A 19,499-nucleotide genomic window follows, 5' to 3' on the forward strand; every position below is an offset into this window, starting at 1 on the left:
GAAGGCGGCGATCGCACTGGCGATCGCCGCCTTCAGCGTTTACGGACGAGCGACGCGACGACGACGTCGGCGAACGGCGAAGACCGCGGCCGCGGCGGTGAACAGGGCGCTGCCGAGCATGCCTCCGACGATGAGAGGCCAGGCGGGCGGAGCGAAGGCGACGGTGATGAGCGACCCCGTGGCATCGGCGGGGACGTCGACACTCGTCAAGTAGCCTCGCAAGGGCGCCCCGAGATCCGCGCCATCGACCTGATACCCGGGCCAGGCGAGACGACTGAGAGCGACGCGTCCGCCGTCGGCAGGCACAGCCGTCACGCGGAACGTCGTCTGGAGCGGGGTGTCCTCGATGACCTCGACTTCGGTGCCGGGACTGGTCCATGAGACCGAACCGACCTCGCCGGTCGGGACGTCGCGAGTCCACACGACACTGTGCTGGCCGACGAAACTGCGCGTCCATCCCGCCGGGGGAGTCAGAGCGATCAGATCGTCGATATCACGCACGTCGTCTTCGAGGATCTGCACGGAGTCCAGCGACATGAGGTCTGCCACCACCGCGCCTGTCTCCGGGTCCGTGTCGAAGATCTTGTCCACGGCGTCGGGGCACGTGCGTCCGTCGTAGGCGAGGCAGAGGTCTTGCGCCATCGCCTGATACTCGACGGGGGTGTACAGGTTGAGAACGTTGACACGGTCGGTCAAGTACCACATGTTGGCGAACTCGACCTCGTCGAAGACGGATTCGGGCATACCGAGCGGGGAACCCACCACCATGCCCTCGCCGTAGCCCGTCGGCATGCCCTCCGTGTACGCCGAAGCCTCATCCTCGTAGGGTGCCCGGGAGACGAGGGAATCCGCGAACATCGCAGACTGGATGCCGACGACAACGATTCCCGTCGCGGCGATAACGGCGACGGTGCGTTTACGGGCACCGTGGCGTGCGCGACGCAGAAGGACGATCCCCAGGAGTGCGGCTCCGGTCACTGCGGCGAAGACGAGGTGTCGCCGCCAGCCGGGGGGGACCTGGCTGAAAGCGAGCCAGAACGGTGCTGCCCACAGAACGCCGACGGTGAGGACCCGAACGCGGCTGAGCACCCACTTCCCCTCTGCGCGGGAGAGCAGAAGGCAGGTGAGGCAGATGACGACGAGAGCGACCCAGGGCATGGTGCGCGCAGGAAACCGCAAAGGGCCGAGCGTCGATGGGCCGACCGCGAGGGCAGCGGCCATGCCGCCGAAGAGCACGAGCGTGGACCATTTCGCCCACCCTTGCCGCACGCGAGACCAGGGAACGACGGCGAGGAGCGGAAGGAGCCAGAAGATGTAGAGGAGGGGCACGTCGGTGTAGCGCCCCCACCACCCGGTGAGGTCGACCTGGCCCGAGGGAACGGACGATGTGAACAGGCCGGTGAGGGTTACCACCAGGAATCCGTCGTTCGCGATCTCGGAAGACCGAGCCGTTACGGAGGCCGTCAGCACGCCGGGGAGGTAGACCGCCAGGGCGATCAGCGCCGCCGGGACCCCGGCCACGAGCGTGCGGACGGCCGCCGTGCCGTCGCGGCGGAACGCGGCTTCCAGCAGGAGGGCGATGAAGAAGAACACGAGCATGAGCGTGCCCTGCACGTACCCCACGGTGATGAGGAGGTACACCGCTACGTAAACCGCCAGGATCCATGCGGCGCCGCGGGTGATCCAGAGCCGGAGCGCAGCAGCCGCCCAGGCGAAGAACGCCCAGGTGATCATGTTCGTCACCCAGCTGGGCGCGTCCATGAAGAACGTGAACCCCGCGAACGGTGCAGCGATCCCGGCGACGATGGCCCACTCGCGGCGGGCGCCGTAGACGCGGGTCAGCGCGTAGACCCCTGTCGCCCCCACTGCGAGGAAGAACACCTTGATGACCGTCGAGGCCACGACGGCGTTGGCCGACGCGGAGACGAACAGTCCGGTCGCCAGGATGAGGGGGTTCCAGAGCCCCCACTGTCCCTCAGCGACGTAGTTGCCAGCCATCCACGCAGCGGGGTTCATCAGCGGCCAGTTGCCCGCGGCGAGCTGTTGTCCGAGCTCGTACCACTGGCCGTAGGCGCCGTCCGGCGTATCGGCGAAGAAGTAGAACTGCCGATTGAACGCCAGCGGCAGAAGGGACACGGTGACGGTGAACACCGCTACCAGCGCCATGGCGACCGCTTCGCGCCGTAGGGCCGGAATGCGTTCCGATACCGGAGGCTGCACGTCGCGATCGGACGCTGTGGAAGCAGGTGCGGACATGGTGCACCAGTCTAGATCGGCGCTGCGGTGACACACCTGAACCGTTCCGTTCGACGAGCGGTCTAAGCTTGCCCGCGATGTTGGATCAGTGGGGTTCGGGGCTCGTCGTCACGATGGCCGCCGTTCTCATCCTGCTCGTGCCCGGCCTCATCGTCACCTGGCCCCTCCGCTTGGGCCTGGTCGAACGCGCCGCCATCGCCGGCGTGTGCTCCGTGCTCGCGATCGGTGTCGCGGGTGTGGGCGGCGGTCTGATCGGAGCCGCGTGGCAGCCGTGGCATCCGCTCGTTCCGGCCGCTCTCGGGGCCGTGCTGGTTCGTTCCCTCGCCCCGGCGGCCAAGGGCAAGCTGGACGACAGCGGTCGGCGCAGGTGGATCGCGACGGCGTGGATCCTCTCCGCCGTCGCGCTGACGTTGGTCGCCTTCGCCGCGGTCCCCGACCCTGCGCGCGTGTCGCAAACCTACGACAACGTTTTTCACCTCTCCGCGATCGCCGAGATCGTCGCAGGACGAGACGCCTCCTCACTCACCTTGCGCTCGCTGATCCAACCGTCCTCCACCTTCGCGTACTACCCCGCCGGGTGGCATGCGCTCGTCGCATCGGTCGCGATGACGACGGGCGCTTCAATCCCTCTCGCGACGAATGCCACCTGGATCGCCGTAGCGGTGACCATCTGGATGCCGGGGGTGGCCTGGCTGACTCAGGTTCTCCTGCGTCCGGTCAATGCCGCGGTGTCTGCGGTGGTGGCGCTGCCGCTCTCGGTCGCTTTCGTGACCATGCCCTACGGGTTGCTCACCTGGGGGACGTTGTACCCGACCTTCCTGGCGACCGCGCTTCTGCCGGCAGCTGTGGCGCTGCCTATCGTCGTGGCGCGAAGAGCCCGCGATAGCTCCGCCGTGCGGAGCTGGCGATCTACGGTCACGGGATCGCTCGCCCTCGGGGGCGCGGTCTTCGCGCTCGCGTTCGCTCAACCTCGGGTGCTGGCATCCTGGATGCTGCTCCTTGTACCCGCAGTTGTCTTCGGGCTCCTTCGGGTCATGGGCGAGGCCTGGCGAGCGGGGGGCGCCCGTCGACGGCGGCTCGTTCGTTTCGTCCTGGGAAGCGGGATCACCCTGGTCGTTGCTGCCGGCGCCGCTCTCTTGGTTGCCGTCCGTGTGCTCGGCGTCTTCGATCGACCGATCGAGGAGCGACTGAGCGGACCCCAGGCCCAGGCGACCCAGTCCATCGTCGACGGTCTTGCCAACGGTTTGTTTCAGGCCTGGCCGACGGGTGTCGGCGCGCAGGTGACCATTCCCTCGCTGCTCCTGGCGGCCGCCGTGGTGACCGGTATCGTTTTCGCTTTGCGGGTCCCGCGATTGCGATGGATCGTCGTCGCCTACGCCGCCGTCATTGTTCTCTTCGCCCTCGCAGCCGGTTCCGACGACGTCATCGCCAAGCTCTTGACCGGGGTGTGGTATAAGGACCGATACAGGCTTTCCTCCCTCGTTCCCGTCCTGGGTGTTCCCCTGGCGGCGGTGGGCATCATCGGGATCGGCGAGCGGCTCCTCGCCCGGGTCACAGACGGGCGAACGCACCTCCGGGCACCGGCGATAGCCCTCAGCGGGGTCGTCGCCGCGGTGTCCTGCGTCGTGATGATGATGGGAGGCGTCACCGCGGGAGTGGGCGAAGTGTTCCGGATGCCGTCCTCGTACGCCACCTCCGAGGTGGTGTCCGAGGCTCAGATCTCGCTCCTCGGTCGTCTTCCGGATCTCGTGCCTGAGGGACAGCGAGTCCTGGGCGATCCGTGGGACGGATCGGCGTGGTCTCGTGTGTACGGGGATCGAGAGCCGGTCTTCCCCCACGTCAACGGCATCTGGGATCCCGATCGCAGTGCTCTGGCTCGTGATCTCGCGGCGATCGGCGACGATCCCCGCGTCTGTGCAGCACTGGACCGCCTCCGTGTTCGGTTCGTGCTGTACAGCCCCCACGCTCTCGCCGGCGGAGACCCCGCGGGCAATCTCTTCCCCGGGCCTCACTCGGCGGTGGAGCAGGGCGTCTTCACTCCGGTCGCGCGGGATGCCGACACGGTTCTCTACCGCATCGACCAGTGCGGTCCTCTGCCCGGCTGAAGCAAGGGCAGGGATGGCGCGCGTGTTAGCGTGAATCCATCCCGATCCCGGCGGGTATCTCACGAGGCGTGCAAATGCGCCGCCTGCCTGAGATGTCGCCCGTCCCCGGCCCGCCCGCAGGCCCGGCCCAGGAGACTGCATGTCCTCGACCGTATCGGCGGTGCGCCGCCGCGAGCACACGACGGTTCGCAGACATGATCTCGATGGACTGCGGGCGCTGGCTGTTGTACTCGTCGCCGTCTACCACGTCTGGATCGGGCGCGTGTCGGGCGGAGTCGACGTCTTCCTCTTCCTGTCCGGGTTCTTTGTCGGCGGTGGCGTCGTGCGCTCGCTGCTGCGCGACGACTTCTCGGTCGGCGCGTTCCTTGCACGCACGGCCCGGCGACTCCTTCCGGCGCTGTTCGTGGTCCTCCTCGCCATTCTCGTGGCCACAGCCCTGCTGGCCCCCGTGACGGTGTGGGCAGAGACCGCTCGTCAGACCATCGCCTCGCTTTTCTCGGTCGAGAACTGGTACCTCGCCTCGGCAGGTCGTGAGTACGGCTCTGCGGCTGCCGTCAACTCGCCGCATCAGCACCTGTGGTCGATGTCGGTGCAGGGGCAGCTCTTCCTGGCCCTGGGGTTCATCGGCGCCCTCGCCGCCACGATCATGCGACGTGGCCAGATGCGGCGGTACCGGCGGACCGCTCTCCAGGCCCTCACGGTGGTGTGCCTCGTGTCGTTCGCGTGGGCGACCGTCGGAGTCGCCAGCGACGCGGCGTGGGCGTACTTCGACACGTTCGGTCGCGCATGGGAGTTCCTGTTGGGCACGGTGGTGGCTCTCATCGTCGACCGGCGGAGCGCTCGCTCCGCGCCGCCGAGGCGGCAGCTTCACCCCGCCGTCTGCACGATCCTCGCGTGGAGCGGGGTTGCCGCCATCCTCGTCACGGGCATCGTGTGGGACGGTGGTGACACCTTCCCCGGACCGGCCGCACTCCTTCCCCTCGGCGGAGCCGTTCTTCTCGTCCTGTTCCCCTCCGGGCGAGGAAATCCCGCGCGGGTGCTCGAGTGGCGTCCCGTCGCCGCAGCGGGCACGTACGCGTACGCGTTCTACCTGTGGCATTGGCCGGTCCTGATCTTCGTCCTGCGACTGCGGGGCGGAGAGGAACCGGGATGGTTGGCCGGCACGGGGATACTGGTCCTGAGTGCGGTGCTCGCCTGGCTCACCGGACGATTGGTCGAGAGACGGTTCCTTCCCGCCCGCTCCGGCGGGCGCGAGCAGGCGGGCGCGGGAGACGAGGTCGATCGACCTCGACCTCGCCGCCGCCCTCGGCCGGGGCGGTTCGTTCCCGCGCTCGGGGCAGCGGCGGCGATCGTTCTCGTCCTCCCGATGGTGTGGCTGACGTACGTCGAGATCAGCCGCGCGCACCTCGGTACTATCGCGGGCGACCTGGTGCGCTATCCCGGCGCATCGGTCCAGGTCTTCCCGGAACTGTTCAGCTGGGACTCCCGTGACGGGCAGATCCCCTCGCTCGTGCTCGCGGCGGAGGACAAGTCGCGGGCGGTGACCGACGGGTGCAATTCGGTCGAGGAGGAGGTGGTCGTCTGTTCGTACGGTGACACGGAAGCGGAGCGCGTCTTGGCGGTCGTGGGGGGCTCGCACACCGAACAGTGGGTCGATGCGCTGTCCCTGCTCGGGGAGGAGACCGGCTTCCGCGTGATGACGATCATCAAGTGGAGCTGCGAGCTCGTCCATGGCCGGGAAGGTGTCGAGTTCTTCGACGACGCCTGCGTGGACTGGTCGGCCAATGCGCTCGAGACGCTGATCGAGGAACGACCGGATGCCGTCTTCACGACCCTGACGCGTCCGAACAACACCGCGGGGCCGGGACGCGAGATGGTTCCGCTGGCCTACGAACGTGCCTGGGCGCGTCTTGCGGATGCCGGAATCGTGACCGTCGCCATCCGGGACAACCCCTGGACGGGAAGCGACCCGGTCGGATGCCTCTCGGATTCCTCGCTTGCGCATGAGGCCTCCTGTGGAGTGCCGCGGTCCGATGTCCTCGATGACATGGCGCCGGAGACGCAGGCCGATCACGAGAGCCTTCTCCTTCGCCCACTCGACCTGACGGACGTGATCTGCCCCGACGACTGGTGCGCGTTCGCCCAGGGAGGGCGGATCGTTTACCGGGACGACCACCACCTGACGAATTCCTGGGCGCTGTCCACCGTGCCCATCCTTCGCGAGCGGATGTTGCCTCTGCTCGGGTGGTGACCGGGATGCGCTAGCTTGTGTGCAGCGGTGAGCACGCACGCGTAGAGGGTGCACGGCGCACACGGCGACGGCCGTCACCGTCGATTCTCGGAAGGATGCCGTTCACCGATGACATTCCTGCGCGCCGCCGTCCTCGCCCTCGCGGCCGCCCTTGGTGCGCTCTCCCTCGCGCCGGCGACCGCGGCGACCCCCGCTCCGGACTACCTTCGTACGACGCACGACGGCACCATCTTCGAGGTGACCGACGATGATGTCGTTCCTCTGACCTTCGCCGAGTGGGCGGACCGCGGCTTCCCGTCGTTCCGCACGGCGTCCACCGTGTTCGAGAAGGTGCTGACGTTTCCCACGGTCACGGCGGTCACGACCTTCGATCGGCCCGGTATCCAGCTCGCCGAGGACGTCACGTGGGACCAGTATCGCGCTGCGGGCTTCCCGCGCGTGACGACCCTCGCGTGGAGCCCCGCGATTTTCGTCTACAAGTGGGGGACCTCGCCTGAGCTGTTTGCCCAGGATTCCGTGGGCGACATCATCACGCTCTCCTACGCGCAGTGGCAGAGCGCCGGTTTCCCGTCCTTCACCGCTCGCGAAGGCCGCGGCTTCGTCCGTCTCTCGTGGGATGCCACCGGCGGCATCGCCTACCTGTGCGATACCGCGGCCGGTCGTGGCGGTCGGCTCACGTACGACCAATGGACGAGCCTGGGATCGCCGACTCCCATGACGGTCACCCGGACCGCGAACGATCTGGTGTGGCGTCTGTCGCGGGGACCCGAGCTCTCGTATGTCGGTGCGATGAACCTTGTCTACGACCCGTCAGGCCGACTTCAGCCGGGCCTGTCCAATCGCGCACTCACCTACCGCGAATGGGTCGGCATGGGTTCGCCGGCTCCACGAGACCGCATCCCCGAGGCCTCCGGAAACCTCGCCTGCGGTCAGGGCGCGCTGTCGGCCTGGGAGTGATCGCTCACCGCGGCGGCTGCGCCCCGCTCGGCGAGCGCGCAGGAGGCCACCAGTAAAGTAAGTGCGTGACCCCCGCCACCGTCGGCGCCCCCGGATCGGCGCGGCGCTCCCTCCACTCGCTGTGGCTGCTGTCGTCGCGTGACCTGCGCGTGCGCTACTCCACGAGTGCCCTGGGGTATCTGTGGTCGGTGCTCGACCCGCTCGTGATGAGCGGCATCTACTGGTTCATCTTCACGCAGGTCTTTCAGCGCTCCGTCGGCGAGGACCCTTACATCGTGTTCCTCATCACGGCGCTCCTGCCGTGGGTGTGGTTCAACTCGGCGGTGACCGACTTCACGAAAGCGTTCAAGAAGGACGCGCGCCTGGTGCGCTCGACCTCGATCCCGCGCAGCATCTGGGTGACGCGCATCGTCCTGAGCAAGGGCATCGAGTTCCTCTTCTCGATCCCGGTGCTCATCCTGTTCGCCGTGTTCGCAGGCGCGCAGGTGTCGTGGGGGGTGCTGCTGTTCCCGGTCGCGGTGCTCCTCCAGAGCGTCCTCCTGGTCGGCCTCGGGCTCATCGTTGCGCCGCTGTGCGTGATGTTCGGCGACCTCGAGCGCACGACGCGGCTCATCCTGCGGGCCCTGTTCTACGCGTCGCCGATCATCTACGGCGTGGGCAATCTGCCCGGGGTCTTCGCCGACCTGGCCGCGTTCAATCCGCTCGCCGGCATCTTCACCCTGTACCGCGTCGGCTTCTTCCCCGACCAGTGGGACGCGATGACGGTCCTCATCGGGGCGGTGCTGAGCGTCGGCATCCTGGGTGTGGGGTTGTGGCTGTTCCCGCGGCTCGAGCGTCCCGTGCTGAAGGAGCTGTGATGGAACGCCCCGCGATCGAGGTGACCGACCTCGGCGTCCGTTTCCGACGGAACCGCCGGGGAGGTCGCTCGTTCAAGGACCTGTTCGGCGGCGCGGCCCGCCGCACCCGCCCGGACGAGTTCTGGGCGCTGCGGCACGTGTCGTTCTCGGTGCGTCCGGGCGAGGCGATCGGTGTCGTCGGGCGCAACGGCCAGGGGAAGTCGACGCTCCTCAAGCTCGTCGCGGGTGTGCTGCTACCCGATGAGGGCGGGGTCCGGGTGCACGGCGGTGTCGCGCCGCTCATCGAGATCACGGGAGGCTTCGTCGGCGACCTCACGGTCCGTGAGAACGTGCGCCTCACCGCGGGACTGCACGGGATGCCGCGCGCCGAGGTCTCGCGACGATTCGACGAGATGATCGCCTTCGCCGAGATCGGTGATTTCGTCGACACCCCGTACAAGCACCTCTCCAACGGCATGAAGGTGCGCCTGGCCTTCTCGGTCGTCTCGCAGCTGGACGAACCGATCCTTCTCGTCGACGAGGTGCTCGCCGTGGGGGACCGCGCGTTCCGGGAGAAGTGCTATCGCCGCATCGACGAGCTGCTCGCCGACGGTCGCACGCTGTTCTTCGTCAGCCACAACGAGAAGGACCTGCGGCGGTTCTGCTCGCGCGGCTTGTACCTGGACGGCGGGGCGCTGAAGCTCGATGCTCCGATCGCGGACGTGCTCGACCTCTACAACGCCGACTACGCGACCGGCTGAGCGGGTTCCAGCGGCGGCATCGGTCGCCACGAGGCGTCGCGCGAGATCTTCCGTCCGTCCCGCAGTCCGCGGAACAGATGGTTCGTTCCGCGGACCTTGCGCTCGACCACGACGAGGCGGATGAGCTCCTTGACGAAAGTCAGCGCCGTGCCCGCGGCGAACGGGAGCGCGCGATAGACGCCGAGCTCGCGATAGTACTTCGCCAGGTAGGCGCGGTTGCGCATGATGTAGTACCGGTAGGCGTCGCTGGAGGCGTTCATGTGGCGGATGCCCATGTCCCACTGCTTGATCTCGCGGGTGCGGCGCAGCACGAACTCGTCGACGATGACCGACTCGGTGACGCGTGACGCGAGCCACCCGTAGAGCTGGTCGTCCCAGTAGATGAAGAAGCGCGGGTCGGGGAGGCCGATCCTCGCCACGACGTCGCGGTGGATGAACATGCCCTCGAAGCATCCCGAGTTCATCGGCTTGAACCCCGAGGAATCGAAACCGGCCGGTGCGAAGGGGATCGGGATCGCCATCGATTCGGCCACGCGGTACTGCCAGTAGAACTCGCTGCCGTCGTAGTCGTAGCGGCGTCCCTGGATGCTGCGGAACCGCGGAGCCCATCGGCCCATTCGGTCCAGGCCGTCGGGGACGACCTCGACGTCGTCGTCCATGAGCCAGATCCACTCCGAACCCAGCTCGTAGGCCACACGCATGCCCTCGCTGAACCCTCCGGATCCGCCGGTGTTCGTCTCGAGACGGCGGTACACGAGCTCGGTGGGCAGCCGGTCGCGGAACGACTCGACGACCTCGGTGGTGTCATCCGTCGAGGCGTTGTCGACGATCACGAGGTGGCCCGGGGCGGGGGACATCCGCTCGATGCTCTCCAGCAGGCGCGTGAGCAGGGGAGTGCGGTTGTAGGTGACGACCACGATCGTCGCGGATGCTGGATCGAAGGGGGGCTTCGAAGAGGGGGATGAAGCTTCGGCGTGCGCGGTCATATCAGCCACGATCATAGCCGCCCCATCTTTCCTCACTCCGTGGTGGCTTCCGAGCGGCGTTCCAACCGCTCACGCCATGACCTCGACTGGCCCGCGCGGACGGCGCACAGGACGAGCAGCAGCAGGCCCGATCCCGACAGCACCGAGCTCTCGAAGAGCGAGACCGTGAGGAGGGCGACGAGCGTCAACGGCGCCCACGTGTGCACCACGGAACGCCGTTCCCCCGCGACGAGCCACGCGCGGGCCAGCGCGAGCGCGCACAGCACCAGGAAGACCAGCAGCCCCGCCCAGCCGAGCTGGAGGAGGACATCGAGGTACGCGTTGAGCGCGGACGCGTGGTCCTGACCGAGGATGAAGTTGACCGCGCTGAACGGTGCCTCCCGTGGCGCCCACGGTCCGAACCAACCGAAGCCGGCCACCGGCCGGTAGTCGGAGAACCGCAGGATCTCGCCCCACAGGTCGGTACGGAGGGACAGGTCGGACCGGCCGTCGAGGGCGCCGGCGATCGCGGAGCGCTGCGCCCACGCGAGCGCCAGGAGGGCGATGACCCCGCCGCCGAGCGAGAGCTGCGCGGCACGCCGCCGCCGCGGGGGAAGGGCGCGGATCAGCGCGAGCGCGAGGGCGCCGACCGCGGTGGTCACGGCGACGACGATGATCGTCGGCGAACCGCTCAGCACGGCCAGCAGAGCCGCAAGGATCACCGACCCCGCCGCCGTGCCCGGGCTCACCGACCGGGTGCGCCACTCGACGAGGAACGTCAGCAGCGCGATGACCGTCACGACACCGAGGTCGTTCCGGCTGCCGAACAGTCCCTGCACCGGCCCGAGCTCGTCGATGTCGCCGCGGATGCCGAGGAACGGGATCGGGGTGTCCCACAGGATGCCGCTGAGCACTTCGAGCACGAGCGAGGCGGCGAGGAGCCAGCGCAAGACGTCTCCCAGCGCCCGCACGCTCTGGTGGGCGTCCCGCACGTGTCCGATGACGATCCCGAGGATCGACACCACGACGAGTGCAGCCCAGCCCGCGACGGTGAGGAGAGCGTCCGTGCTCCAAAGGACACTGGCGCCCGCCCAGGCCGCGAACACCGCCAGAGTCGTGGGTGCCAGGTGGAGCACCTCGAACTCCTGCCTCCGGGCCACCAGGACGGCGCCACCCAGGACGGCGAGCCCGATCAGAATGGTCGCGTACGCGACGTCGCCGGCCAGTCCACGGATCGCGGACGCGCCGAAGACGGCGGCGAACGAAGCGATGGTGAACGCCCGAGCCAGGTCGGCGGAAGCCAGAAACGCCCCGACGTCGGGTCGTTCCGCGCGCCAGGCCGGGCTCACGACCCCGATCTCTGCAGCTCGCCGCGCTCGATCGACATGCTCTGCTCGGCCGGGCCGACACCGACGAGCGGGGACTGCTTGATCTTCACCCCGAACAGCACGACGAACATCCACCCCCACAGAAGAAGAGGTGCGGACTCGGTGAGGCCCTGCACGACGAGGAGGCCGCCGATCAGCGTCGGAAGCAGGGTGAGGGGAGAGTACGGTCGGTCGGCGCGCAGGTCCCAGCGCGGACGATCCACGGCGAAGAACCATGACCGCCACACGTAAGCGAGCATCGTCAGGATCAGCAGCGCCACGCCGACGCCGCCGAGCTGGAGGTAGGTGTCGAGCCACATGCTGTGCGCCTGCACGACGGTCTGACCGTGGTCGACGATCCACCCGTCGATGAGGGGCTCCGACGCGATCCACGGGGTCGAGTAGCCCCAGCCGACGATCGGGTGCTGGTCGGCGCGGGTGAGGACGTCGGCCCAGATGCCCTCGCGGCCGGTCAAGTCGCTGTCGCGACCGAGTGCGCCGAAAACGGTCTCTCGTCCGAACCACAGCGCGGCCCCGGCGCCGAGACCGACGGCCGCGTAGAGCAGGTACCACCGTGTGCGTTCGCCGGGCCGGCGGGCGGTGCGCATGACCAGCACCGTGGCGAGCACGAGCACGACGAAGGCGGCGGCGACGATGCTCGTCGCGGAGCCGGCGCGGACGAACAGGAACCCCGCCGCGGCGATCCAGCCGAGCAGCAGCGGGCGTCGGGGCGCCTTCGCGGCGTAGCGGATCGCGAACACGATGATCGCGACGAGCATCGCGGCGCCGAGGAGGTTGGCGTTGCCGAAGATCCCCTGCAGACGTCCGCCGTCGAACAGGTTGTCGCGGGACCAGTACACGATGGGGTCCATCCGGCCCTCGGGCACCACGAAACCGGGCAGCAGCGGTCCGCGGACGAGGAGCGACACGGCGAGCTCGAACAGCAACGACAGCCCCACGACCCACTTCGCCGCCGAAGCGACGGCTCCCACGACGTCACGCCACGTCAGCACCGCCCCGATGAACAACCCCTGGAAAGTGGTGATCGCGAGGAGCAGCCAGGTGAGCACGGATGCCGCGGGCCACGCACTCCACGCGATCGACGCGCCCGCCCAGGCGACGTAGCCGAACGCCAGCCACGGGAGACGCCGGAGAGCCACCGGCGGGCGGAGGATCGTCCACAGCACGGCGGAGACGATCGCGGAGGCCACGACGACGACGCCGGTGGCCGCGAGTCCGATCGCGTTGATCACGCCGACGCCCCCGAGGGCGAGGAACAGGACGAAAACGCACCACGCGCGCAGGAGCAGGTGTCCCGTGGTCTCCCGCGGCGGGGGAGTCGGCAGCGCCGAGACCGGGTGAGTGGTGTGCATCGCCATGGTCTGATCAGGCTACCTCTCGCCCCGTCGATACCGGGGGCCCCGGGTAGGCTGACGCCGTGCTGGTTGAGATCTCGAACACGCCTCGTGACTACGCCTGGGGGAGCGCGACGCTTCTCGCCGACCTCGAGGGTCGCACCCCCTCCGGCTCGCCCGAGGCCGAGGTGTGGTTCGGCGATCACCCGGGATCCCCCGCCCGGGTGCACGACGGGTCCGACCTCACGCTGGACGACTGGCTCTGCGCTCATGGGGGACAGGAGGGTGTTCCCGGCCGTCTCCCGTACCTCCTCAAACTGCTCGCGGCCGGAGCGCCGCTGTCGATCCAGGTGCACCCGTCGAAGGAGCAGGCCGTCGAAGGCTTCGCGCGGGAGGAGGCCGCGGGCGTTCCGCGGGATGCCGGCCACCGCAATTACAAGGACGACAACCACAAGCCCGAGGTCATCGTCGCCCTCAGCGAGACGTTCACCGCGCTCGCGGGCCTGCGCGACGTGGACGCGACCCGGCGCCTGGTCGCCACCCTCGGGGACGGCGAGGGTGTCCGCACCCTCCGAGAGAAGCTGGGGGCCGCCTCGCCCGCGGCGGCTCTGCGCGAGACCATCGCGTGGCTGCTCGGCGAGGCCGAGGGCGCGGAGATCGCGCAGATCGTCGAGGCCGCGGCATCCGCGCACTCCGAGGAGTTCGCCGCCGAGCTCGATCAGACGCGCACACTCGCCGCTGCCTACCCGGCCGACCCCGGCATCGTGGTGGCGCTGCTGATGAACCTCGTCCACCTCCGGCGCGGCGAAGCGATCTTCGTTCCCGCCGGCGTCCTGCACGCCTACGTCGCGGGTCTCGGCGTGGAGATCATGGCCGCGAGCGACAACGTGCTGCGCGGCGGTCTCACCCCCAAGCACATCGACGTCGCGGAGCTGCTCGCGCTGGTGGACTTCCGCCCCGCCGCGCCGCCGGTCCTCGAAGCCCGGGCGGCCGGGGAGGGGGCGGAGATGTTCGCCCCCGGCATCCGGGATTTCGCCCTCGCTCACGTCACTGCGGGCGGCCGGTCCGGTTCGGTGGACCTTGCGGGCCTGTCGATCGCCCTCTCGGTGTCGGGCGAGGCGACGGTTACGGGGGCCTCGGGAGCGAGCCTCACGCTCGCCCCCGGTCGGGCGGCGCTGGTCACGCCGGAGGAGTCGCCCCTGACGGTCTCGGGCGGCGAGGTGTTCGTCGCGATGCCCGGAGCAGAGCCGCGACACGCCGAGGCGACGTCGTAAAGGTTCACCTCGCCCTTGAGGGTTTACGATCCGCGACTTGACCTGACGGAATGACACGGGTGTAATTACTCGTACGCGTCAGCGTCAGGGGATCGAACGAGGGGGAGGGCGAGATGGCGACATCGCAGTACCGGTCCGGTGTCCCGGACAACTGGTTCGTCGATCCGGTCGACCTGGGTGTTCCGGGCGTCCGTCGAGACATCGACGCCGCCGAAGAGAACACTCTCGCCTGGCAGACCGATGCCCTGTGCGCCCAGACCGATCCGGAAGCGTTCTTCCCGGAAAAGGGTGGGTCCACCCGAGACGCCAAGCGCATCTGCACCTCGTGCGACGTGCGCTCGGAGTGCCTCGAATACGCGTTGCAGAACGATGAGCGGTTCGGCATCTGGGGCGGCCTCAGCGAACGCGAGCGTCGCAAGCTCAAGCGTCGCGCTTGACCCGCGGCATCCGGGTCCAAGGATCGAGGGATCCGGTGACCCGCGGCGCGGCGTCGGCATTCGTGCGACAGCCCGCCTAGGCTGACCACGCCATGCCCGCCCGTGTACACGCCGTTCTCGTGGTCCGCCCCGAAGGACGAATCCCTGCCGCCCCCCACCTCACGCGCACCCTCCAGGCGCTGGCCGCCCAGACCCGGCCGGTGGACGCGCTCACGATCGTGCTGTGCGGAAACGACCCGGAGCTCCGGCAGATCGCCGCGGCGTCGGGGGCCGAGGGCATCATCACCGCCTCGCCCGGAACGCCCTTCGCCGCCGCGACCGCGTTGGCGACGCCGCGCCTGACCGGGGATGCCGTGTGGCTGCTCGCGCAGGACACCGCCCCCGATCCCGACGCCCTTCTCCGACTGGCCGGTGCGCTGGAGTTGTCGTCCTCGCTCGCGGTGGCCGCTCCGAAGCTCGTTGCGTGGGACGCGCCGGCCGAGATCGTCTCGCTGGGGGTCAGCGTCACCCGCTACGGGCGCACCGTCGAACTGGCGGCGGGCGAACTGGACCAGGGCCAACGCGACGGGGATGCCGACGTCCTCGGCGCCGATGTGCGGGGGATGCTCGTGCGCCGGGAGTCCTGGCGCACGCTCGGCGGTCTCGATCCGGCGCTCGGCGGGGCGGACGAAGGTCTCGACCTCAGCGTGCGTGCGCGACTGGCCGGGGACCGGGTGTCGCTCGTCCCGGCCGCGCGGGTGGCCGTGGCCGGGGATGGTGTCGCCGCGATGGCGCGAGGGCGCAAACGCGCGCGGCGCCGCGCCTTCGCTCAGCGGACGGCGCAGCTGCATCGTCGTCTCGCCTACGCTCCGGCGCCCGCGGTGGTCCTGCACTGGCTGTCGTATCTTCCGCTGGCGTTCGGACGCACGATCGCGCACCTCGTCGCCAAGGTCCCGTACAAGGTCGCCCCCGAATGGGGAGCCACCCTGCTGGTCATGGCGCGCATGGGGGCGGTTGCGCGAGCGCGTCGGCGCATCCGTTCCGTCCGCGCGGTCGGATGGTCGCGCATCGCCCCGCTGCGCGTCTCGAACGCCGAGATGCGACTGCGGTGGGAGAGCGACGCCGTCGACAGCGACGCCCCCGTGCGCTCCGAGCTGCGCTTCTTCGTGGGCGGTGGAGCGTGGGCGGTCCTGGGCGCGCTCGCGGTCTCGGCGCTCCTGTTCGCCCCGTTGCTCGCCTGGCCCGTCCTCGGCGGCGGCGCGATGGCGCCGCTGCGCGCCACGGTAGCCCAGCTGTGGCAGGACGCTGCCTGGGGTGCGCGACCCCTGGGACTCGATGTCATCGGGCCCGCCGATCCCTTCTCCGCGCTGGTGGCGCTGCTCGGCTCTCTGTCCCCCGCCGAACCGTCGCGCGCCTTCGTGGTCCTGTGGATCCTGGCGTTGCCCCTGGCGGTCCTGGGCGGGTGGTTCGCCGCCACGCGCGTGACGGAGTCGTCGCTCCTTCGCATCACCGCCGCGATCGCGTGGGCGCTCGCGCCGACGTTCCTCGCGGCCTTCGTCGAGGGCCGTCCCGCCCCGCTGCTCCTGCACCTGCTCCTGCCGTGGCTCTTCTTCGCCGCGAGCGTCGCCCACCGGTCGTGGGCCCCCGCCGGAGCGGCATCCATCCTGCTCGTCGCGGTGCTGGCCTGTTCTCCCTCGCTCGCACCCGCGGTCATCGTGCTGTGGTCGGCGGCTCTCGTGGTGGTCGCTCTCGCGGCGCCGCGGGGAATCGCTCGTGTCGTGTGGCTCGTCGTGCCCTCGATCGTGGTGTTCGCACCGCTCATCTGGACGCAGGTGCGCCTCGGCAACCCGTGGGGGCTCCTCGCCGACCCCGGCGTTCCCTTCGCCGGCAACGAGGCCAGCGCCGACCCCCTCGGCCGCGCACTCATCGCGGCGGGCTTCCCGACCTCCGACCCCGGGGGTTGGGCGAGTCTGACCGATGGCCCGGTGTGGTGGGTCGCTCTGCTCGCCGTGCCCCTCGCCGTGCTGGCCGTCTTGTCGGTGCTGACCCCGCGCTGGCTCACCGCCTCCGGGCTGCTCCTGATCGCTGCGACGGGCTTGGCCACCGCGTTCGCGGCTGTCGGAGTCGCGGTCTCGTTCGACAGCGCCGCGCCCGTGCCGCTGTGGCCGGGTGCCGGGCTGAGCCTGGCCTGGCTCGGCGTGGTGGGCGCGGCGGTCACCGCCCTCGACGCGGGCATCGTCGAGCGGGTGCGCCTTCTGCGGCCGATCGGAGCGGTCGTGACCCTCACGGCCCTGCTCGTCGCGGTGGCTCCCGCGCTGACGGCGCTGGCGACCGAGTCGCCGCGTGCTCTCGTCACCAACGGGCCGGTCTCGACGCTGCCGGCCTTCGTGGCCGCCGAGGGACGCGGTTCCATGGCCGTCGGCACCATCGTGCTGGACCCGCGCGCGGACGGTCTGCGCGTCGACGTCGTGTGGGGTGGGAGCGCGACTCTCGGGGGTCAGAGCACGCTCGAAGCGACCCGCACCCAGCCGCGGCCCGCCGACCAGGAGCTGGCCGCCCTCGCCGCCGACCTCGTCACGCCCTCGTCCGAGGACGCCGTGGCCGGTCTCGCGGCGCGCGGCATAGGTTTCGTGCTTCTCGAACCCGGACCCGCGGGAGAGGACGAGGTCATCCGCGGCGCGCGGCTGACGGCGGCGACCTCTCTCGATCAGCGTGACGCTCTTGACGGCGTGGGCGCGACGGCGCGCGGCGACCTGTGGCGCGTCACGTCCGATGTGCAGCCTCGTGCCGCGCTCGACGACCACCGCCTGCGCCTCCAGCAGCTCGTCGCCGCGGGGTCTCTCGCTGTGCTTCTGATCGCTGGGCTGCTGGCCGTTCCCACCGCCGCGTCGCGCCGCGTCGCCCGCCGGACGCCCCGCATGGTCGGACCCGTTCGGGGAGGTACCCGATGAGTGATCGTCGCCTGGCCCGATGGGCCACCACGAGTGCACGCGTCGTCGCCGGAAGCGCCGTGGCCACCGCGGTCGTGGTCGGGGCGGTGGCCGGTATCGCGGCACCGTGGCCCTCGTTCACGGCCGACCCCGTGCGTCTGCAGGTGACCCCCGCTCCCTCGGACACCGTCGTCGCGTGCGACGGTCCCGTCTTCGCACTCGGCCGCGTCGCCGAGTCGGCCGCGGGGCTCACCGTGGGGGCGGTGCAGGACGTCGTGTCGGGACCGGATGCCGCGGACGCCGAGGTGTCGAGCGTGAGCGGCGCCACCGGCGACGGGTCGGGGGATGCCACGGTCTTCCGGGCGCCGCCGCGTGATCGCGTCGCAACCCCCTTCGCCGCCGCGGGGTCCGCCACCGCGGCGTCACCGGACCTCACCGGGTTCAGCGCCTCGGCGTGCCGTCCGCCCCTGGCGGAGTCGTGGCTCGTGGCCGGCGCGACGACGACCGGCGCGAACGACCTCGTCGTGCTGAGCAATCCCGGCGACGTACCCGCGACGGTGCAACTGTCGGTGTACGGCGCGCAGGGGGTTTCCACACCCCCGTCCGGAACGGGTCTCGTCGTGCCCGCGGGCGCGCAGCGCGTGGTCCCGCTGGCGGGTCTGCTGCTCGGCGAGGAGAGCCCGGTCGTGCGCGTCGTCGCCACCGGAGCCCCCGTGCGCGCGTCGCTGCAGACAAGTCTGACCCGCGTGCTCCTGCCCGGCGGGAGCGACCAGGTCGCGCCGCTCGCCCAGGCGGCGACGACCCTGGTGATCCCCGGCGTCTCGGTGCTCACGACGGGGGAGGGGAACGTCGGCACGGTCCTGCGCCTGCTCTCGCCGGGCGCCGACGCCTCCGCGACGGTGACGGTCACTCCCGTCGGCGGGGCGGGTGTGACGGGGAATCCGCGCACGCTGGAACTGCCGGCCGGGACGCCCACCTCTCTCGACCTCTCGGGCCTGGCCCCGGGACCGTACACCGTGTCGGTCGAGGCGACGCAGCCCGTGGTCGGCGGGGTGTGGGCGACGACGGGGTTCGGCGAGGGGGCCGACTTCGCCTGGTACTCCCCGTCGCCGGAGTTCGCGGCATCCGGTCTCGTCGCCGTCGCGCGCGGAGCCGGTGCCTCGATCGTCCTCGCGGCGGATGCCGCGCGAGGCGCGGCGTCGGTCACCCTCACGCCGCAGGACGGGGGAGCCCCGGTGACGGTGGCGGTCCCCGCCGGTGGATCCGTCGCGGTGCCCGTGAACGCCGGAGTGTACGAGCTCGCTCCGGATGCCCCCGTTCACGCGGCGGTGTCGTACTCGGCGCCGGGAGCGCTCGCCGCGTATCCCCTGTGGCCCGCGGATGCCGCGGCCGGGGCTGTGACGATCCTGCCCTGACCCCCGCGGCGCGAGCCCTCAGAAGAAGCGGAAGCGCTCGGGACCGAGATCCCACGGGTCGCGGTCGAGGTACTCGGCGGCCGCGCGGAAGACGGCACCCTCGATCATCATGCGGCGATGCAGATCGTCGTCGATATGCGGATGGCCGAGGCGTTCGATGGGAATGCGGTACAGGATGATCCGCTTCTGCTCGCGCAGCACCTGCCAGCGAGGAATCGCCCCGGTCGCCGCCGGCGGCATGATGCCGACCTCGAAAGACACGTCCCGGAGATCGCTCCACGCCGATCGCAGGAACTCGGCCGCCGTGCTCACCGCGATGTCGAACCGCTCGATGCGCGTGTCCAGCGGCGGGAGCGGCGGGCGGACGACGGGGCTGCGGTTCTGGCGACCGTGGCGACCGTGGCGTGAGGGGCGCGCGACCGGCCGGGTCTCACGGGATCGACGACGCATGGGCCCATCCTACGTTCGTCGGGGTGCCGCGATGCGTTCCGGCGGACGCCGGGCGGGCGCGGCCATCGGCGCGTGGCATCCGCTCGACCGGTGTTCGCGTGCCGACCCACCCCGTTCGGCCGCGGCGCGGCGTCGCCGACCGCGGGCTGAGCCCACCTAGG

14 protein-coding genes are annotated in these 19,499 nt (G+C 70.2%); 9 read left to right on the plus strand and 5 right to left on the minus strand.

Going from position 1 to position 19,499, the window contains the following annotated elements; all coding sequences use genetic code 11:
• Positions 1-39: 39 nt before the first annotated feature.
• Complete coding sequence (locus tag P5G46_RS12550) at positions 40-2,256, minus strand: hypothetical protein (RefSeq protein ID WP_408905830.1); 2,217 nt, start codon at positions 2,254-2,256, stop codon at positions 40-42.
• Positions 2,257-2,333: 77 nt separating this feature from the next.
• Here P5G46_RS12550 and P5G46_RS12555 point away from each other — a divergent pair, with 77 nt between their 5' ends.
• The 5 genes from P5G46_RS12555 (at position 2,334) to P5G46_RS12575 (ending at position 9,166) form a co-directional block, all read left to right on the plus strand.
• Positions 2,334-4,361, plus strand: coding sequence for a DUF6541 family protein (locus P5G46_RS12555; RefSeq protein WP_408905831.1), 2,028 nt, complete (start codon positions 2,334-2,336; stop codon positions 4,359-4,361).
• Between the two features lie 139 nt (positions 4,362-4,500).
• Positions 4,501-6,612, plus strand: coding sequence for an acyltransferase family protein (locus tag P5G46_RS12560; RefSeq protein WP_408905832.1), 2,112 nt, complete (start codon positions 4,501-4,503; stop codon positions 6,610-6,612).
• A 108-nt stretch (positions 6,613-6,720) separates the two neighbouring features.
• Entirely contained in the window at positions 6,721-7,569 is an 849-nt protein-coding gene (locus P5G46_RS12565; protein ID WP_408905833.1) for a hypothetical protein, read from the plus strand.
• A gap of 65 nt (positions 7,570-7,634) precedes the next feature.
• Positions 7,635-8,426: an ABC transporter permease gene (locus tag P5G46_RS12570; RefSeq protein ID WP_375094571.1), complete on the plus strand. Its 792-nt coding sequence runs from the start codon at positions 7,635-7,637 to the stop codon at positions 8,424-8,426.
• Positions 8,426-9,166 carry an ABC transporter ATP-binding protein gene (locus P5G46_RS12575; protein WP_239277049.1) on the plus strand — a complete coding sequence of 247 codons (741 nt, stop codon included), beginning with the start codon at positions 8,426-8,428 and terminating at the stop codon, positions 9,164-9,166. Before P5G46_RS12570 ends, P5G46_RS12575 begins: the two co-directional genes overlap by 1 nt.
• Here the strand turns inward: P5G46_RS12575 and P5G46_RS12580 are convergent.
• From P5G46_RS12580 to P5G46_RS12590, 3 genes are read right to left on the minus strand one after another with little or no spacing between them, the layout of a single operon-like run.
• Positions 9,151-10,152, minus strand: a complete 1,002-nt coding sequence (locus tag P5G46_RS12580; RefSeq protein WP_375095375.1) for a glycosyltransferase family 2 protein — start codon at positions 10,150-10,152, stop codon at positions 9,151-9,153. The genes P5G46_RS12575 and P5G46_RS12580 overlap by 16 nt on opposite strands.
• Before the next feature lie 32 nt (positions 10,153-10,184).
• The gene (locus P5G46_RS12585; protein ID WP_408905834.1) at positions 10,185-11,480 is read right to left on the minus strand and encodes an O-antigen ligase family protein; all 1,296 of its coding nucleotides are present in this window, start codon (positions 11,478-11,480) and stop codon (positions 10,185-10,187) included.
• Positions 11,477-12,877: an O-antigen ligase family protein gene (locus P5G46_RS12590; protein ID WP_408905835.1), complete on the minus strand. Its 1,401-nt coding sequence runs from the start codon at positions 12,875-12,877 to the stop codon at positions 11,477-11,479. The genes P5G46_RS12585 and P5G46_RS12590 overlap by 4 nt, the downstream gene beginning before the upstream one ends.
• Before the next feature lie 59 nt (positions 12,878-12,936).
• On the opposite strand from P5G46_RS12590, the gene manA reads away from it, so the two are divergent.
• From manA to P5G46_RS12610, 4 genes are all read left to right on the plus strand, one after another.
• Positions 12,937-14,127, plus strand: a complete 1,191-nt coding sequence (manA, locus tag P5G46_RS12595) for a mannose-6-phosphate isomerase, class I (protein WP_239277044.1) — start codon at positions 12,937-12,939, stop codon at positions 14,125-14,127.
• 113 nt (positions 14,128-14,240) lie between these two features.
• A complete protein-coding gene (locus P5G46_RS12600; RefSeq protein WP_239277043.1) occupies positions 14,241-14,564 on the plus strand; it encodes a WhiB family transcriptional regulator in 324 nt (107 codons plus the stop codon).
• A gap of 92 nt (positions 14,565-14,656) precedes the next feature.
• A complete protein-coding gene (locus P5G46_RS12605; protein WP_239277042.1) occupies positions 14,657-17,494 on the plus strand; it encodes a glycosyltransferase in 2,838 nt (945 codons plus the stop codon).
• Positions 17,491-18,888 (plus strand): DUF5719 family protein, encoded by a 1,398-nt coding sequence (locus P5G46_RS12610; protein WP_408905836.1) that lies wholly within the window; start codon positions 17,491-17,493, stop codon positions 18,886-18,888. The genes P5G46_RS12605 and P5G46_RS12610 overlap by 4 nt, the downstream gene beginning before the upstream one ends.
• 18 nt (positions 18,889-18,906) lie before the next feature.
• On the opposite strand, the gene P5G46_RS12615 is transcribed toward P5G46_RS12610, so the two are convergent.
• Positions 18,907-19,338, minus strand: coding sequence for a hypothetical protein (locus P5G46_RS12615; protein ID WP_239277040.1), 432 nt, complete (start codon positions 19,336-19,338; stop codon positions 18,907-18,909).
• Between the last annotated feature and the right edge of the window lie 161 nt (positions 19,339-19,499).

It is taken from the genome of Microbacterium mcarthurae (assembly GCF_046064585.1).
In the GTDB taxonomy this organism is placed as follows: domain Bacteria; phylum Actinomycetota; class Actinomycetes; order Actinomycetales; family Microbacteriaceae; genus Microbacterium; species Microbacterium mcarthurae.

Excerpts from the sequence above, each read along its gene's own strand:
- P5G46_RS12605 (WP_239277042.1), top strand. The coding sequence starts at position 14,657 with ATGCCCGCCCGTGTACACGCCGTTCTCGTGGTCCGCCCCGAAGGACGA.
- P5G46_RS12575 (WP_239277049.1), top strand. The coding sequence starts at position 8,426 with ATGGAACGCCCCGCGATCGAGGTGACCGACCTCGGCGTCCGTTTCCGA.
- P5G46_RS12610 (WP_408905836.1), top strand. The coding sequence starts at position 17,491 with ATGAGTGATCGTCGCCTGGCCCGATGGGCCACCACGAGTGCACGCGTC.
- P5G46_RS12565 (WP_408905833.1), top strand. The coding sequence starts at position 6,721 with ATGACATTCCTGCGCGCCGCCGTCCTCGCCCTCGCGGCCGCCCTTGGT.
- P5G46_RS12615 (WP_239277040.1), bottom strand. The coding sequence starts at position 19,338 with ATGCGTCGTCGATCCCGTGAGACCCGGCCGGTCGCGCGCCCCTCACGC.
- P5G46_RS12580 (WP_375095375.1), bottom strand. The coding sequence starts at position 10,152 with ATGACCGCGCACGCCGAAGCTTCATCCCCCTCTTCGAAGCCCCCCTTC.
- P5G46_RS12555 (WP_408905831.1), top strand. The coding sequence starts at position 2,334 with ATGTTGGATCAGTGGGGTTCGGGGCTCGTCGTCACGATGGCCGCCGTT.
- P5G46_RS12560 (WP_408905832.1), top strand. The coding sequence starts at position 4,501 with ATGTCCTCGACCGTATCGGCGGTGCGCCGCCGCGAGCACACGACGGTT.
- P5G46_RS12600 (WP_239277043.1), top strand. The coding sequence starts at position 14,241 with ATGGCGACATCGCAGTACCGGTCCGGTGTCCCGGACAACTGGTTCGTC.
- P5G46_RS12550 (WP_408905830.1), bottom strand. The coding sequence starts at position 2,256 with ATGTCCGCACCTGCTTCCACAGCGTCCGATCGCGACGTGCAGCCTCCG.
- P5G46_RS12590 (WP_408905835.1), bottom strand. The coding sequence starts at position 12,877 with ATGGCGATGCACACCACTCACCCGGTCTCGGCGCTGCCGACTCCCCCG.